15 protein-coding genes and 1 pseudogene are annotated in these 16,341 nt (G+C 46.2%); 2 read left to right on the forward strand and 14 right to left on the reverse strand.

Annotation, left to right across the window (positions count from 1 at the left end; genetic code table 11):
* Positions 1 to 306: 306 nt before the first annotated feature.
* From ABNN70_RS12910 to rpsU, 4 genes are all read right to left on the reverse strand, one after another.
* Entirely contained in the window at positions 307 to 771 is a 465-nt protein-coding gene (locus ABNN70_RS12910) for a hypothetical protein (protein ID WP_129929831.1), read from the reverse strand.
* 18 nt (positions 772 to 789) lie between these two features.
* Complete coding sequence (gene floA / locus ABNN70_RS12915) at positions 790 to 1,785, reverse strand: flotillin-like protein FloA (protein ID WP_353948016.1); 996 nt, start codon at positions 1,783 to 1,785, stop codon at positions 790 to 792.
* A 97-nt stretch (positions 1,786 to 1,882) separates the two neighbouring features.
* Complete coding sequence (locus tag ABNN70_RS12920; protein WP_129929829.1) at positions 1,883 to 2,326, reverse strand: GatB/YqeY domain-containing protein; 444 nt, start codon at positions 2,324 to 2,326, stop codon at positions 1,883 to 1,885.
* Positions 2,327 to 2,342: 16 nt separating this feature from the next.
* Positions 2,343 to 2,522, reverse strand: a complete 180-nt coding sequence (gene rpsU, locus ABNN70_RS12925; RefSeq protein ID WP_129929828.1) for a 30S ribosomal protein S21 — start codon at positions 2,520 to 2,522, stop codon at positions 2,343 to 2,345.
* 243 nt (positions 2,523 to 2,765) lie between these two features.
* Here rpsU and ABNN70_RS12930 point away from each other — a divergent pair, with 243 nt between their 5' ends.
* Positions 2,766 to 3,689 carry a Na/Pi symporter gene (locus ABNN70_RS12930; protein WP_129929827.1) on the forward strand — a complete coding sequence of 308 codons (924 nt, stop codon included), beginning with the start codon at positions 2,766 to 2,768 and terminating at the stop codon, positions 3,687 to 3,689.
* Between the two features lie 25 nt (positions 3,690 to 3,714).
* Here the strand turns inward: ABNN70_RS12930 and mtaB are convergent, their stop codons facing one another.
* From mtaB to gpr, 10 genes and pseudogenes are all read right to left on the reverse strand, one after another.
* The gene (gene mtaB / locus ABNN70_RS12935; protein WP_129929826.1) at positions 3,715 to 5,067 is read right to left on the reverse strand and encodes a tRNA (N(6)-L-threonylcarbamoyladenosine(37)-C(2))-methylthiotransferase MtaB; all 1,353 of its coding nucleotides are present in this window, start codon (positions 5,065 to 5,067) and stop codon (positions 3,715 to 3,717) included.
* A gap of 69 nt (positions 5,068 to 5,136) precedes the next feature.
* Positions 5,137 to 6,080: pseudogene (gene prmA, locus ABNN70_RS12940) on the reverse strand (50S ribosomal protein L11 methyltransferase).
* Between the two features lie 28 nt (positions 6,081 to 6,108).
* A complete protein-coding gene (gene dnaJ / locus ABNN70_RS12945) occupies positions 6,109 to 7,257 on the reverse strand; it encodes a molecular chaperone DnaJ (protein WP_353948017.1) in 1,149 nt (382 codons plus the stop codon).
* A gap of 137 nt (positions 7,258 to 7,394) precedes the next feature.
* The gene (dnaK, locus tag ABNN70_RS12950) at positions 7,395 to 9,254 is read right to left on the reverse strand and encodes a molecular chaperone DnaK (protein ID WP_353948018.1); all 1,860 of its coding nucleotides are present in this window, start codon (positions 9,252 to 9,254) and stop codon (positions 7,395 to 7,397) included.
* Positions 9,255 to 9,307: 53 nt separating this feature from the next.
* A complete protein-coding gene (grpE, locus tag ABNN70_RS12955) occupies positions 9,308 to 9,988 on the reverse strand; it encodes a nucleotide exchange factor GrpE (protein WP_353948019.1) in 681 nt (226 codons plus the stop codon).
* A 39-nt stretch (positions 9,989 to 10,027) separates the two neighbouring features.
* Complete coding sequence (hrcA, locus tag ABNN70_RS12960; protein ID WP_353948020.1) at positions 10,028 to 11,062, reverse strand: heat-inducible transcriptional repressor HrcA; 1,035 nt, start codon at positions 11,060 to 11,062, stop codon at positions 10,028 to 10,030.
* Positions 11,063 to 11,149: 87 nt separating this feature from the next.
* Positions 11,150 to 12,289: a radical SAM family heme chaperone HemW gene (hemW, locus tag ABNN70_RS12965; protein ID WP_353948021.1), complete on the reverse strand. Its 1,140-nt coding sequence runs from the start codon at positions 12,287 to 12,289 to the stop codon at positions 11,150 to 11,152.
* Positions 12,282 to 14,105, reverse strand: a complete 1,824-nt coding sequence (gene lepA / locus ABNN70_RS12970; protein WP_353948022.1) for a translation elongation factor 4 — start codon at positions 14,103 to 14,105, stop codon at positions 12,282 to 12,284. Before lepA ends, hemW begins: the two co-directional genes overlap by 8 nt.
* Before the next feature lie 171 nt (positions 14,106 to 14,276).
* Entirely contained in the window at positions 14,277 to 14,591 is a 315-nt protein-coding gene (locus tag ABNN70_RS12975) for a hypothetical protein (RefSeq protein WP_353948023.1), read from the reverse strand.
* Between the two features lie 169 nt (positions 14,592 to 14,760).
* A complete protein-coding gene (gene gpr / locus ABNN70_RS12980; RefSeq protein ID WP_129929817.1) occupies positions 14,761 to 15,843 on the reverse strand; it encodes a GPR endopeptidase in 1,083 nt (360 codons plus the stop codon).
* 216 nt (positions 15,844 to 16,059) lie between these two features.
* Here gpr and rpsT point away from each other — a divergent pair, with 216 nt between their 5' ends.
* Positions 16,060 to 16,326 (forward strand): 30S ribosomal protein S20, encoded by a 267-nt coding sequence (rpsT, locus tag ABNN70_RS12985; RefSeq protein ID WP_129929816.1) that lies wholly within the window; start codon positions 16,060 to 16,062, stop codon positions 16,324 to 16,326.
* Positions 16,327 to 16,341: the final 15 nt, after the last annotated feature.

Here is a 16,341-nt window from a genome sequence, read left to right on the forward strand (position 1 = left end):
CACTAAAAAAGCCCGCAGTTTTCACTGCAGGTCTTTACTGTTTGTTTTCACACGATGATTAAAGTCGATACAACCAGGATTCAGCCGGTACCTGCGACCTGCCCGTCGGCGATTCTTGCTTTATGGACTTTAGTACGTTAAACGGGAATACGAAGGCTTCTGGAGCGCTGAGTATACGAACGTCCATTAATGGGGAAATAAAAGGAGACGAAGGAAAATATGGCCAGCGCTTGAGACGCTGGCCGGTAATCCATGGTTTATCTTATAAGCCTTAGAACAAACTACCCCTTTTGAAGGGGGGCTTGTTCATCGTGTATATGGCCGTTTATAAAAACGGTGCGGGCGTAAAGCACGTGGTTTTCCGATACATTCAGAGAGAATGAACGCCTGACGGACCCGTTCAGGTTGATGTATCCAGTCTCCGGGTCCAGGGGATTCCGGCTTCTTCGCAGGAAACGGTTTGTCCGGAGGCCCCTCTTTCCCGGCACCTGCTTTTTCCAGACGGCGACTGGCTTCAAGCATTTTTTTCTGCCATTCACTGGAAGCAGGAAGGTCAGGAACTGTTTCACTTTCAGGTTCAGGCTTTTTTTCCTGTACGGGTTGATCCGGAATCTGATCTTTAGAATCAGACACAGGAATCATCTTACCAGGCTCAATTCTCCCTCTTCTTTCCTGACGCCGTTTTCGTTCATTCTCATTTTGTTTTTCAACCGAGCGGGCAATATAGAAAATGAAAGCGATAACGGCAATGATGATTCCGACAAAACTCATGAAGGAGACAACTCCTTTTTACTTAGAATCATTCGGAGAGGTGTCTGAGGTTCCCTGATCTCCGAATGAATGACGCATTTCTGTATCAGCCTTAATGTTATTATAATTCATGTAATCCATAACGCCGAGTTTGCCTGCCCTGAGTGCAGCAGCCATTGCAAGAGGTACATCAGATTCTGCTTCAACCACTTTGGCGTGCATTCCTTCCACGCGGGCGCGCATCTCCTGCTCGCCGGCAACGGCCATTGCACGCCTTTCTTCAGCTTTGGCCTGAGCAATATTCTTATCGGCCTCCGCCTGTTCCGTCTGCAACATGGCACCGATATTTTTACCGATATCAACATCGGCAATATCAATGGAGAGGATTTCAAAAGCAGTTCCTGCATCAAGGCCCTTTTCAAGTACCGTTTTTGAAATCGTATCCGGATTTTTCAGAACATCCTTATGTGACGGAGAAGAACCAATCGTGCTCACAACACCTTCACCGACACGGGCAACAATGGTTTCTTCCCCGGCACCACCAACCAGTCTGTCGATATTCGCACGCACGGTAATCCGTGCTTTTACCTTCACTTCAATCCCATTGATCGCGACACCGGAAATGAAAGGCGTTTCAATAACTTTGGGATTAACACTCATCTGCACAGCCTGAAGTACATCTCTTCCGGCCAGATCAATCGCTGCTGTCCGTTCAAATGTCAGAGAAATATTTGCCCGGTGTGCGGCGATCAGTGCATTAACGACACGATCAACATTCCCCCCTGCCAGGTAGTGGCTTTCCAGCTGGTTCGTATGAAGGTCAAGACCAGCTTTCGTTGCTTTGATCAGAGGTTCAATGACGCGCCTCGGTACCACTCGTCTGAGCCGCATACCGATCAGAGTGAATATCCCGATTTTAACTCCTGACGACAGTGCCGATATCCAAAGCATAATCGGTACAAACGTAAACAGAATGACAAGACCAATAATAATCAGTGCAGCAATAATTAAAATACCTACCGTTGATGCATCCATGAACATCCTCATCCCCTTTAGTGGAATACTCTTAGTCAGACTATTCCTGTGTATAAAGAAAGCCCTGCTTGTGATCAACGCAAACAGAGCTTTTCATTTAATTTAATTTACTGCGAACAAGACGATTAATCAGGCTACCGTCAGCCCGGCCTTTTACCTTTGGCATGATGGCCTTCATCACTTTGCCAATTTCGGTCTTTGATACTGCTCCGACCTCTGAAATCACCTGATCAACAATAGAATTAACTTCATTCTCAGATAATTGTTCAGGCATGTAAGATTGAACAATAGCAATTTCTTTACGGACTTCATCGATCAGATCCTGCCGCTCGGCTTTCTTAAACTCTTGGAGGGAGTCTTTTCTTTGCTTAAGCTCATGGGTCAGGACTGAGAGCGCTTCTTCGTCTGACAACTCTTTACGGCGCCTGATTGACTCATTATGAAGCGATGTTTTGATCATGCGAATAACGGTGAGTCGATCTTTATCTCTTGCTTTCATCGCCTGCTTCATATCGGCAGTCAGTCGATCAACCAGGTTCATTGATCAAAACCCCTTCTCAGTATCTGCGACGTTTTTTACGTGCAGCCTCAGATTTTTTCTTACGCTTAACACTCGGTTTCTCGTAAGTTCTCCGCTTTTTAACTTCAGCTAAAGTACCGGATTTTGAAACCGAACGTTTGAAACGTCTTAATGCATCTTCAATTGATTCATTCTTTCGTACCCTCGTCTCGACCATCGTAGTTTCCCTCCCTCCGAAAACAAAAGCAGCTTAAACTGACATCCGTATGTCACTAGCCATTATATACGATAGATAACAAATTATCAAATATACGAAAGCGTTTTTTATCGTTATTCGGAAGTGATCTGTGGCATGACAACATATTTTCTGTCCTGACACAGTGATTTACCCGCATGTTTCCCATACTTTCAGTCATGGACAACCTCTGGGTTAAATAAAATAGGACGAGGTGATCAATCGATGGATCAACAGATCATTATCCTGATTCTTTATATCCTTCTCTTTCTGATTGGTATGGGTGTCATGACCGGAGGCATGCATGCGCTGGTCGGAGGACGGATGAAGGAAACACTGGAGCGCGCCGCAGACACCCCGTTAAAGGGCCTTTTTCTGGGAACCCTGGCTTCCATGCTTTTACAGAGCAGTTCAGCAGTAACGATCATCACGGTCGGACTGATCAGTGCACATGCCATGCGTTTCTCTCAAAGTGTCGGCGTCATTCTTGGAGCAAACATAGGAACGACATTGACCGGTGAAATAGCCGCTCTTCCGGTTGGATCACTGCATTATCTGTTTTTCGGTGCCGGATTTGTTCTCATGTGTTTGCCCTTCAGACGCAGCTTCCCGGTCGGTTCGCTGTTTTTCGGTATCGGTTGCCTCTTCGCATCGATGGCCGGATTCAGAAATCTCGCACAGCCGCTCGTCGAATCTGCTTTCATCCGTGATATCCTTATGGATGCGAATGACAATCTGCTTTATGCAGTCGTGGCAGGGACCCTTTTCGCAGCTGTTATTCAATCCAGCTCGGCCACCATGCTTGTCTGTATGGGGTTCCTTGATCATCAGCTTTTGTCACTGTCGACAGCCATTGCCATTATGCTTGGATCTAATATTGGGACGTGCATGACCACGTATCTGGCAGGTCTTGGAACCGGAAAAGAGGGAAGATGGACGGCTTATACACATATTCTCTTTAATCTTCTGAGTGTTGTGGTATTTTTCCCATTCATTACATTCTCAGCCGATCTGTTAATGGGTATTTCGGGCAGCGGTCGGGCGGCGCTCGCCCACGCATCAGTCATCTTTAATCTTGTCACTGCCCTGATTGCAGTGCCATTTGCAGGCATGTATGGCAGATGGGTAGAAAGAAACAGGTTGAACTGACACCATACAACCTATCACTTTCCATTCAGTGTACTGCCGCTTGCCGGTTGTTCTCGTCCAAAATACGGACAAACCGGCCTTCACTGACCGGATAATCCGTATGAGTCAGTTTCACACGGACCAGTTTGCCAACAATATCTCTTGACGGATAGCGGAATTTGACCTTGAGATAATTATCAGTAAACCCGACATAATACCCGTCCGGTTCGTGATGATTCAGCGGTTCTTCAGGAATCACTTCAAGAACTTTATCCTGATAATTTGCCGCATATTCCCTGGACAGCTGATTCGACAGATCAATCAGCCGGGTGACACGTTCATGTTTGATCTCATCCGGAACCTGATCGGGCATTTTGGCAGCCGGTGTCCCTGTTCGCTGTGAGTAAGGGAATACATGCAGTTCTGAAAAATGAAGATCCCTGATGAAGTCGAAAGTCTCCTGAAATTCTTCGTCTGTTTCTCCCGGAAAACCGACAATGACATCGGATGTTAAGGCAAAATCGGGCAGAGCTTTTCTCAAATTTGCAATTTTCTCTGCGAAAAACCCGGTTTTGTATTTACGATGCATCCGTTCAAGTACAGCATCTGAACCAGACTGAAGCGGTATATGAAGATGCCGGGCAATAATCTTTGACCGGTTGATTGTATCCACCACTTCATCGGTAATCTGGCTGGCTTCAATCGAAGATATCCGAAGCCTCTTCAGCCCGGAGACCTGAGCTTCAAGATCCCTCAGCAGATGAGCAAAATTATAGTTTTCCATGTCTTCACCATAACCTGCTGTATGAATGCCGGTAAGGACAATTTCTTTGTATCCGGCGTCTACCAGCTGCTGTGCCTGTTGAATGACATTTTCCGGTTTTCTTGAACGCAAAAGTCCACGTGCCCACGGAATAATGCAGAACGTACAAAAATTGTTACATCCCTCCTGAATTTTCAGGGACGCACGCGTACGATCGGTAAACTCCGGCACATCCATTTCTTCATAAACCTTTGCTTTCATAATATCGCTGACCCCGTTAATGGGTTCGCGCTCTTGTCTGTACTGATCAACATAACCAAGTAGTTTTTCCCTGTTCTGTGTACCGACAACGACATCAACACCGGGGATGGACATCACTTCAGCAGGTGACGTCTGTGCATAACAGCCGGTCACGCATATCACGGCATCCGGATTCCGGCGGATAGCCCGTCTGATGACCTGGCGACTCTTCTGGTCACCCGTATTCGTCACCGTACAGGTATTGATCACGTAGACATCCGCTTTTTTTTCGAACGCTCCACGTTCATAGCCTTGTTTTTTAAACAGCTGCCAAATAGCTTCGGTTTCATAGTGATTCACTTTACAGCCAAGTGTATGAAAAGCGACGGAAGGCATTTTTTATGGGCCACCTCACAAATTAATTTAATCGATGTACAGGTTACAGATCACCTTTTACAGAACCTGTCAGAAGTCTTTTTGAGCGGTCAGAGCAATCCAGTCACCCTTTTCCGACTCATTAAGAACATGCAGTCCTGCATCATGAAGGACTCGTCTGACCTGATCCTTTTTTGTATTAATAATGCCTGAAACAATCAGATAGCCCTTCCGGCGAAGGTGCCTGACCACTCCTTCTCTGATGAGCCGGATCACCAGCTCAGCCAGAAGATTTGCTGTAATCACATCGAATGTCTCTGTGATATGATCAATCAGATTATTCTGTCTGACAGTTACGGTTTTCTGAACTTTATTCAGGCGTACATTCAGCCTGGCTGATCGGACTGCTGTATCACTTAAGTCAACGGCAAGAACATGTTTTGCCCCTGATTTTGCTGCAGTAATAGAGAGAACACCGGTCCCCGTTCCCACGTCGAGTACTTCAGCACCAGGTGACAGACAGTTCTCCAGGGCTTCCATGCAAAGAACGGTTGTCGGATGCGTTCCTGTTCCAAAAGCCATGCCCGGATCCAGTTCGATCACCTGTCTTTTGGGATCTTCAGGCTGATAATCGATCCATGTCGGAATAATAATAAATGAACGGCCGACAGTAACCGTTTATAATATTTTTTCCAGGCGGTTGCCCACTCTTCTTCATTATGTTCGCTGATGGAGAGCCGGTTTTCTCCCGGATCAATATCATAAATCAGCAGATTATTTAATGCCTGCCGGATCTCTTCAACGGTTTCTCCAAGAAAACTGTTTACCGGCAGATAGGCCTTGACGTTGACTCCATCGGCCGGATAATCTTCCGGATCAAGGTCATAAATCTGCCCATCCGAATCACTGTGGTCCTTACTGAGATCGCGCGAATCTTCGATAACTACACCACCGGCTCCAGCCTGATAGAGGATGCCTGTAACCGGTTCGATGGCGTCTTCAGTTGTGTGAATACAGATTTCCGACCATTTCATCGGGATACACTCCGTTCATCCTTTTTCATCAATCCGCTTTAAATACTTTTTTTTTCATTTTATCAAACAGGCTCTCGCTTTCGCTGTTCATGGCGCCGCCTTTAACTCCGGCAAGTTTTCTGAACAATTGCTTTTCCTCTTCCGTTAAATGCTTCGGAGTCATCACCTTAACGGTGACATGCTCATCACCCTGCCCATATCCTCTGACATTTTTAATTCCTTTGCCTCTCAGGCGGAACTTAGTACCAGTCTGTGTACCTGCCGGAATGCGAAGCTTTACATCTCCATAAAGTGTGGGCACTTCAATCTCATCACCGAGGGCGACCTGGGCAAAACTCAGAGGAATTTCAATATTGACGTTATCACCATCCCTCTGGAATACTTTATGCGGCTTTACTGTAAACACAATATACAGATCACCCGCCGGGCCGCCGTTGATACCGGAACCGCCCTGGCCTGAGAGCCGAATTTGCTGTCCGTCATCGATTCCGGCGGGCACTTTGACCTCAATTTTCTTATTGACTCTGATCTTTCCGGAGCCACCACATGTATGACAATGATTTTTAATAATTTTCCCGATACCACTGCAATATGGGCAGACACGCCTGTTCACTATCCGGCCGAAAGGCGTATTCTGTTCGGTATTCATCTGACCGGTACCATGACAATGTTTGCAGGTTTGAGGATGCGATCCCGGTTGTGCACCCGATCCGTGACAGGTTGTGCAGGTTTCTTCTTTTGGAATCCTGATATTTTCTTTTTTCCCGAATGCCGCTTCTTCAAAAGTAATCGTCATGTGATACTGCAGATCATCACCCTGTCTTGGTGCATTCGGATCGCGTCTTCTGCTTCCTCCGTTAAAGATCTGATCGAAAATATCACCAAAACCGCCAAAGTCCCCACTGAATCCTTGACCAGTGAAGCCCTGACCACTGAAGCCGCCAAATCCGCCCTGATCCTGGCCCTCTTCACCGAACTGATCATATTGCTGTCGTTTCTGCGGGTTGCTCAGTACTTCATATGCCTTGGTAATCTCCTTAAACTTTTCAGCAGCGTCCGGACTTTTATTGACATCGGGATGATATTTTCTGGCCAGTTTTCGAAATGCTTTTTTTATATCGTCCTTGGAGGCATCTTTATTCACTCCAAGAATTTCATAATAATCCCGCTTACTCATTAAATCACTCCCGAAATGATTTCACGTTAAATTAAATCATAACATCTGGGTAGTCTGTTAAGCAAGAAAAAGCCAAAGCCAAGACGCTTGTCTGACTTCGGCTTTTCTAACAATCAGCAGATCTTTTTCATACCTGATTATTTCTTTTTGTCTTTATTCTTGTCATCATCATTTACTTCATGGTAATCGGCATCGACGACATTGTCATCTTTGCCACCTTTTTTCCCGGAACTCTTCTGGGATCCCTTACCGGCTTCCTTACCATTTTGTGAAGCCTGCTGATACAGTTTCACGGACAGTTGCTGAACCACTTGGTTCAGTTCATCCTTAGCCTTCTTAATTGCCTCTGTATCTTTGCCGTCCAATGCTTTTTTCAGTTTATTTTTGGCATCTTCAGCTTTGGATTTTTCAGAGGCATCAACTTTATCGCCCAGGTCTTTCAGTGTTTTATCCGTAGCGAAAATCAGCTGATCCGATTCGTTACGCAGATCCACTTCTTCCTTCCGCTTTTTATCTGCTTCCTCATTTGCTTCAGCGTCTTTAACCATTCTATCGATTTCTTCATCACTCAGACCTGAAGAAGATTTAATGGTGATTGACTGTTCCTTATTCGTGCCCTTATCCTTGGCTTTAACATTAACAATGCCGTTTGCATCAATTTCAAAGGTGACTTCAATCTGAGGGACACCACGCGGTGCCGGCGGGATATCGGTCAGCTGGAAACGTCCCAGTGTCTTATTATCAGCCGCCATCTGACGTTCACCCTGAAGGACATGAATATCAACAGCTGTCTGATTGTCGGCTGCGGTTGAAAAGACCTGTGACTTACTCGTCGGGATCGTTGTATTACGGTCAATCAGTTTTGTGAAGACGCCGCCCATCGTTTCAATACCCAGGGAAAGTGGTGTCACATCAAGAAGAACGACATCTTTTACATCACCAGCCAGGACGCCGCCCTGAATGGCCGCACCGACGGCGACGACTTCGTCCGGGTTAACTCCCTTGCTGGGTTCCTTACCGGTCAGATTTTGAATTGCCTTCTGTACGGCCGGAATACGTGTTGATCCACCGACAAGAATAATTTTGTCAATGTCGTCCATCGTTAAATCGGCATCTGACAGTGCCTGACGTACAGGACCCATCGTGGACTCAACCAGATCAGAAGTCAGTTCATCGAATTTAGCGCGTGTCAGAGTGGTTTCAAGATGCTTCGGTCCAGTTGCATCTGCAGAAATGAACGGCAGAGAAATCTGGGCCTGGCTGACCCCTGAGAGTTCCTTCTTTGCCTTTTCAGAAGCATCCTTCAGACGCTGCAGGGCCATTTTGTCGCCGGAGAGATCAATACCTGTTTCATTTTTGAACTGTTCGATCAAATATTTAATGATTCGCTGATCGAAATCGTCACCGCCCAGATGGTTATTTCCTGCGGTTGCCTTTACTTCAAAAATCCCATCGCCAAGATCAAGGATCGACACATCGAATGTTCCGCCACCAAGGTCAAATACCAGAATGGTCTGATCGCCTTCCTTGTCAAGGCCGTATGCCAGAGACGAAGCGGTCGGTTCATTAATGATTCTCAGAACATCAAGACCGGCGATTTTACCTGCATCCTTTGTCGCCTGACGCTGTCCATCGTTGAAATAGGCAGGAACAGTGATTACTGCCTTCTCAACTTTTTCTCCAAGGTAAGCTTCAGCATCTGCTTTGAGTTTTTGAAGGATGATGGCTGAAATTTCCTGAGGTGTATATTTTTTTCCTTCAATTTCAACTTTGTAATCCGAACCCATATGTCTCTTAATAGAGAGAACAACATTTGGATTCGTCACTGCCTGACGTTTTGCTACTTCACCAACCTGACGCTCACCATTTTTGAATGCTACAGCTGATGGAGTCGTCCTTCCGCCTTCCGGATTTGGAATGACAACGGGTTCGCCGCCCTCCATAACAGCCACACATGAATTTGTCGTGCCCAAATCAATGCCGATAATTTTACTCATGTTCATTTTCCTCCCAAATAATTAAAAGCAATCTTATTAAATCACCATGTGATTTATGCGCTGACTTTAACCATTGCCGGACGGATCACCCGTCCGTTCAATGTGTAACCTGCCTGAAGCACCTGAGTGACAATTCCTGAATCGTGCTCATCACTTGCCTCCTGCATAACCGCCTGATGAACATTGGGGTCAAATGGTTTGCCAAGGGAATCAATTTCTTCAACGCCTTCTTTTTTCAGCGCTTCTTCCAGTTTGCCAAGAACCATTTCCATACCCTTTTTGAGCGCGGCACCATCATCAGACACGGTTTCAACTGCGAGAGCCCTTTTGAAATTATCGAGTGTCTCAAGCATATCTGTTACAAGATCCTGTGCCCGGTATTTTCTGGCCTCAGCTTTTTCTTTCACTGAACGTTTGCGGTAATTATCAAAATCTGCCTGGGCGCGCATCCAGCGTTTTTTCAGATCATCTGACGTTTTCTTCAGTTCTTCGATCTGAGTTGCCTGCTCGGCTATTTTCTTCTGAAGCTGTTCGGGATCCTGAACAGTTTCTTCTGCCTTTTCATCAGGCTCAGCTTCTTTTGTTTCTTCCTTTTCATCTTCAGCCTGATGTGATTCTGAAGCCTTTTCCTGCGGAGCCGTATCCGTCTCCTCAGTTGCTTTAGTTCCTTTAACATTTTTATTTACGTTTTCTTCGTTTTTATCCTTCATTTCTTCATTTGCCTGATGCGACATATCCTCACCTCCTGAAATGATTGCAACATAAAAAAGATATTATCTTTTTTCAACTCTCCTGTCACTTAATGCGCTTGTTAAAATCTTTGACAGCAGATCAATTAGCGTGACTACCCGGGGATAGGCCATACGTTTTGGACCGATCACAGCAACTGTGCCGAGATGTTCGCCGCCGACGGTATAAGTCGTCGTGATCAGACTGCAGTCCTCAATACCATTCAGCTTGTTTTCACGACCGATTCGAATATGCAGTCCGCCGGGCGGCATGTCCAGCAGCTCACGAACAAGGTCTTTACCTTCTAATACGTTGAGCAGCTGAATCACTTTGTTAATGTCCTGAAATTCCGGTTGCGCCAGCATGTTGCTTTTGCCACTATAAAAAATCTGTTCCGGATCGTCAATGGACAGTCCTTCGGTCAAAAGATCCATCACCCGCTCATAATAGCTGACATTATCTCTGAGTACACTGCGAATTTCCGTATTGAGCCGGCTCTGCAGCTGATAGAGCGGAACCATATTCAGTTTATCATTAAGGATATTGACCACTTTTTCTATATCCTCCGCCCTGATTCCAGCCGGAAGCGTAACAACCCTGTTCTCAACGTGACCTGTATCCGTGACAATAATAAGTACACCCTGGACATCGGTTAACTTGATCAGCTGGATATGTTTCAGTTTCATATCCAGAAGCTCAGGTCCCAGCATAATCGCCGTATAATTCGTAAACTCAGAGAGGATCTCAGCCGTAGCACGGATCATTTCATCTGTTTCCAAAAATTTTTCCCGATATACCCCGCGAATATCTGATAATTCCTTTTTGGTCAGAATTGCCGGAGAAAGAAGATGGTCAACGTAGAAACGATACCCTTTCTCAGACGGCACACGCCCGGAAGAGAGATGTGTTTTCTCAAGATAGCCCATTTCTTCCAGATCTGCGAGATCATTACGAATCGTTGCCGGACTGAAATGGACATCATCACGTTTGGCGATCGAACGCGATCCTACGGGTTCAGCAGTAACGATATAATCATTGACCAGAAGCTGTAAGAGAAACAACTGACGTTCCGTCGGCATTCCATGTCACCTCTGTTAGCACTCTCACTTAACGAGTGCTAATTCTACAATAAAATTTACCAACTTCCTGTCCATTTGTCAAATGGTTCATGACAATAAAAACGCTTCAAAAACGTTATTTCCCAAAAAAATGCCTTTCCTGGATAAACGGATTCGATCTGCCTTTGCAATTAGAAGACCTTCATGGATTAACTGATCGATTTGCCGTCCATATATGTCTGACATCGATCGATGGAATTTTTTCAAAAACCGGCGCTGGCTTACGCCTTTCATCATCCTCAATCCAAGAAACATTTCTTCTTCCATTTTTTCTTTTTCCGTGACCTGATGTTCCAACACTCTTGCATGATTTTTTTGCCTGACATTTGCGATATATTTTTTTAAAGGTCCCGCATTCGCGTAACGCATTCCTCTGACATACCCGTGCGCGCCGGCTCCGATTCCATAGTATTCTCTGTTCTGCCAGTAAAGCGAATTATGGATACCTTCATAGCCCGGCTTCGCAAAATTACTGATTTCATATTGTCGGAGTCCGTTTTCCTCTAATTTCAGTATGATCTGGCCATACATATCCGCTTCGATATCCTGTCCGGGCAGTCTGAGTTTTCCGCTTTTCATCCGATTGTAAAAAATGGTTTTTGGCTCAATCTGCAGCGAATAAATAGATATGTGCGGCATGCCAAGCTCTGTCGCGCGTTCCAGTGACCTGTGCAGCGACGTCTCCGTCTGTCCCGGCAGAGCGAACATCAGATCAAGTGTTATATTATGAAAGCCGGCTGACCGGATGCGACGAATAGCTTCTTCCGCCTCAGATGCCGAATGAGCACGGCCGATCGTTTTCAGCAATGCATCATCAAAGGATTGTACGCCGACACTCAGCCGCGAGACCCCATGTTGCTTCATCAGATCTAATTTTTCTTCATTCAGATTTTCAGGGTTCACTTCAACGGTGTATTCACGGATACCGGGGTGCTGCAGATGTTTCTCAACCATGTCCATCAGCCGGCTGAACTGTGCATCATTAAGTGCTGTCGGCGTTCCTCCACCGATATAGATCGTTTCTGCAGGCCCCATCGCCGCATAAAAGGCCATTTCTTTCTCCAGTGTATCCAGATAGGCATCCACCGGCTGATTTTTGATAAATACCTTATTAAAATCGCAGTAAAAACAGATATGATCGCAAAAGGGGATATGTATGTAGGCACCTCTTTCAACTCTGTCAGTCATCGTGACTCATCCTGAACACGGCCATGAAGGCTTCCTGCGGGACTTCCACATTCCCGACTGCCTTCATCCTTTTTTTACCTTCTTTCTGTTTCTCAAGCAGTTTGCGCTTTCTGGATACATCACCGCCATAGCATTTTGCAAGGACATTTTTCCGTAATGCTTTAATATTTGAGCGGCTGATAATCTTCTGGCCGATCGCAGCCTGAACAGGGATCTCAAATTGTTGCCGGGGTATCAGTTCTTTCAGCTTTTCTACAATAGCTCTGCCACGTTCATAGGCAAATTCTTTATGTACAATCACCGAAAGCGCGTCTACCTTTTCCCCGTTGAGTAAAATATCCATCTTTACCAGATCGCTGACTCTGTATCCGTCCATTTCGTAATCCAGAGAGGCGTATCCTTTTGTATTGGATTTCAGGGAGTCGAAGAAATCATACATAATCTCGGAAAGCGGGAGCGTATAAATGACATTCGACCGGTTTTCGTCAAGATATTCCATCGTCCTGAATTCACCGCGCTTTCTCTGGCAAAGTTCCATAACCGCTCCGATATAGTCGTTCGGCGTCATAATTGTCGCTTTAACATAGGGTTCTTCGATTTCATCGATGTATTTTCTCTCAGGCATATCTGCGGGGTTACCCACCCTGACCGTTGTTCCATCTGTCTGTTTTACCTTATAAATGACGCCTGGTGCTGTCGCAATCAGATCAATATTGAATTCACGTTCGAGCCGTTCCTGTACAATGTCCATGTGCAGAAGCCCGAGAAAACCGCAGCGGAAGCCGAACCCAAGTGCTTCAGATGTTTCCGGCTCATACTGCAGGGCTGCATCATTCAATTCCAGTCGTCCAAGTGCTTCGCGCAGATCATCATAGCGCGCATTATCTATCGGATAGAGGCCGCAGTAAACCATCGGATGCATCCTGCGGTATCCTGGCAGCGGCTTTGATGCCGGCTGTTCTGCAGAAGTGACTGTATCACCCACCCGCGTTTCATGCACAGACTTAATCGCCGCCGTAAGAAAACCGACATCACCGACGGTCAGGCTGTCACGCGTCTCTATCTTTGGCGTTGAAACACCGACTTCGGTGACTTCAAATATTTTACCATTTGACATCAGTTTTATTTTGTCGCCAACCTTCACAGTCCCGTCCGTCACACGAATGTAGACGACGACGCCTCTGTACGTGTCATACAGCGAGTCGAAAATCAAGGCACGCAGTGGCGCATCCGGATCGCCCTGAGGTGCCGGGATTTTTTCAATGATCTGTTTCAATATCTCATCTGTTCCGATTCCTTTTTTTGCTGATGCCAGAACGGCGTCTGATGCATCCAGTCCGATCACATCCTCAATCTCTTTCTTTACTCGATCGGGGTCTGCGTTTGGAAGATCAATTTTATTAATAACAGGTATAATTTCAAGGTTATTTTCCAGTGCGAGATAGACATTGGCCAGCGTCTGCGCCTCAACCCCCTGCGCTGCATCAACGACAAGTAAAGCCCCCTCACAGGCTGCCAGACTGCGCGACACTTCATAAGAAAAATCGACGTGTCCCGGTGTATCAATTAAGTGGAAAATATACGTTTCGCCGTCGGGTGCATGGTACGTCAGCTCAACCGCGTTAAGTTTGATCGTTATTCCGCGTTCCCGCTCCAGGTCCATGGCATCAAGGGCCTGCTCCTTCATCTCTCTTTTGGTCAGAGCCTGGGTTGCTTCGAGTATACGATCGGCAAGTGTTGATTTTCCGTGATCAATATGAGCGATAATTGAAAAATTACGAATATGCGACTGTCTGCTCTTTTTAGTATCCGACATGTACGGTCCTCCTGCTCTGATGAAAAGCCTGGCGAAACCAGGTTTTTCTGAACCTTTTATCCGCAAAACTTTGATCCTGTCTTAAAGTGCAAAAAAAAGCCGGTTCATGGATGATTATAACAATCACACCCGGCCGTTTCAACGCGGGCCGGCCAGAGGCAGGGACTGCTTTCAGAGGAAGACATGAATGATGTGCTCAACGATGGATGCGATGAAGTGGACACCGGACAGGAAAAAGGCTGATATTTTTTCTGAAATCGAGTCCCCCGCGCGCCCGATCTCCTCAGGCTCATCTGGCGAATCAGCCGGAGACAGAGCCGGAGCGTCATCCGTCGAAGACTCCGGTTCCGGAATCACAATCTGCTGTGTGGGCGTCATGCTTTGACTCGCATGCTGCGCTTCGCGTATGGATACGGAGCCATAAAGCACACAGATCAGAAGGAGGGAAAAGATCACCAGACTTTCGATTAATACTCTTTTGATCATGTTCAACCCCTCCTCCTTTTGGCTTGTCCTGTTACTCCATTTTATTCAATCTCAAAGAAAAACATGCCTGATCGTGCCAAAAATGAAAAAACTCCTGCATCAGACTTTTTCTTGCAGGAGCCGTCCAAAAAAACATATCAGATTCAATTCAAATGGATATCCGCCACTTTCAATGCGTGAAGTGCCCGACATTTTCCTGATTCACAAGGCTGTGAAGTGCGGCGTTCAGTCCCTGTGCCAGCACATTTCCCATCTTCTCAATAAAAAAATCAACCTCCTTCGGTGTGACCATCAGCCGGGTACCTGATGCACCCAGGGCTTCCTGAATCAGCTGTTCTTTTTCCTCTGTACTTAACGTGCCGACCATGCCAAGAAAGGCAGCCCTGTTTTCTTTACTCGGCATCTGCCAGGATCCGGGGTCTTCCTTCCTGCCAGGGGGCAGAAAGGATGGAACAAGCGAACTGGAAGGACTTGTATTGTTCATCTGGTGCCCGAGATGCCTTAGAACAAGATCCAGCACATCACTGGTGATCGTGACAGCATCAACAACGGTCGGGATACCGACGGCAATGACCGGAATACCGAGTGTGTCCCGGCTTAACTCCTTACGGTTGTTTCCGATTCCTGAGCCGGGATGAATGCCGCTGTCAGCAACCTGTATGGTTGTATTGACACGTTCAATCGATCGCGCAGCAAGAGCATCAACAGCAATCAGAAAATCCGGCTTCGTCTTTTCGATCACACCGAGGATGATATCGCTCGTTTCAATTCCTGTTACTCCCATAACACCCGGCGTTATGGCACTTACCGGCCGATATCCTTTTTGCACATTCTGCGGCTGGAGATCAAAAAGGTGCTTCGTGACAAGGACATTTTCCACAACCGCCGGCCCGAGAGCGTCCGGGGTCACTTTCCAGTTCCCAAGGCCAACCACCAGGCAGGTGGCATCATGAGAAATATTGAGGTCCTTTAGAAATTGCGCAAAGTAACGGGCAAAAACTTTCTCTGCTTTTTCCTCTGCTTCTGTGTCTCCGGACCTCAGTAATTTTGCCTCAAAGGTCAGATACAGTCCTGGTTTTTTTCGAATTGACGCAGCTGCATCAGGATGAATCCTCATCCGGGTTATGTTTATTCCATCTTCAACCTTTTCATCCATTGTCACCCCATTTAGTCCTGAACCCTTTTTTACACCTGATTCGATGGCAAGGTCTGTACGCACGCCATAATATTTTATATCCAGAGCGTTTTCCATTGATGATTCCTCCGTCCTGTCTTTCCTGTCTATTCAAAGGATGTTCCTTCTTCAAAATTTCATTCATACATTGCAAAAGCAAACGGGCTTTGATACAATACACTTTGTCAGTATGAATCACGTAAGGTATTATGGCTGCATTTCCGGGACCATCGCCGTTCCTGCAGCCTTTTGATTATGCCTGGCCGGGAATTTCATGATTTGGAGGTGAACGGAATGCCTAACATTAAATCAGCCATTAAACGCGTAAAAACAAGCGAAGCCAATCGTCTGCACAATGTGCAGATAAAGTCTGCCATGCGCACAGCGATCAGATCATTTAACTCAAAAGTTGATGATCAGGATGTTGAAGGTGCAAAAGCTGCTTTTCTGGCCGCAACGACCAAAGTTGATAAAGCTGCAAATAAAGGTTTGATTCACAAAAATAAGGCAGCCAATGAAAAAGCACGGCTGTCCAGAAAACTGAACGGTCTCAATGCATAAAGAGGGAATAAAAAA

This window comes from Sporolactobacillus sp. Y61 (assembly GCF_040529185.1).
Taxonomy (GTDB): domain Bacteria; phylum Bacillota; class Bacilli; order Bacillales; family Sporolactobacillaceae; genus Sporolactobacillus.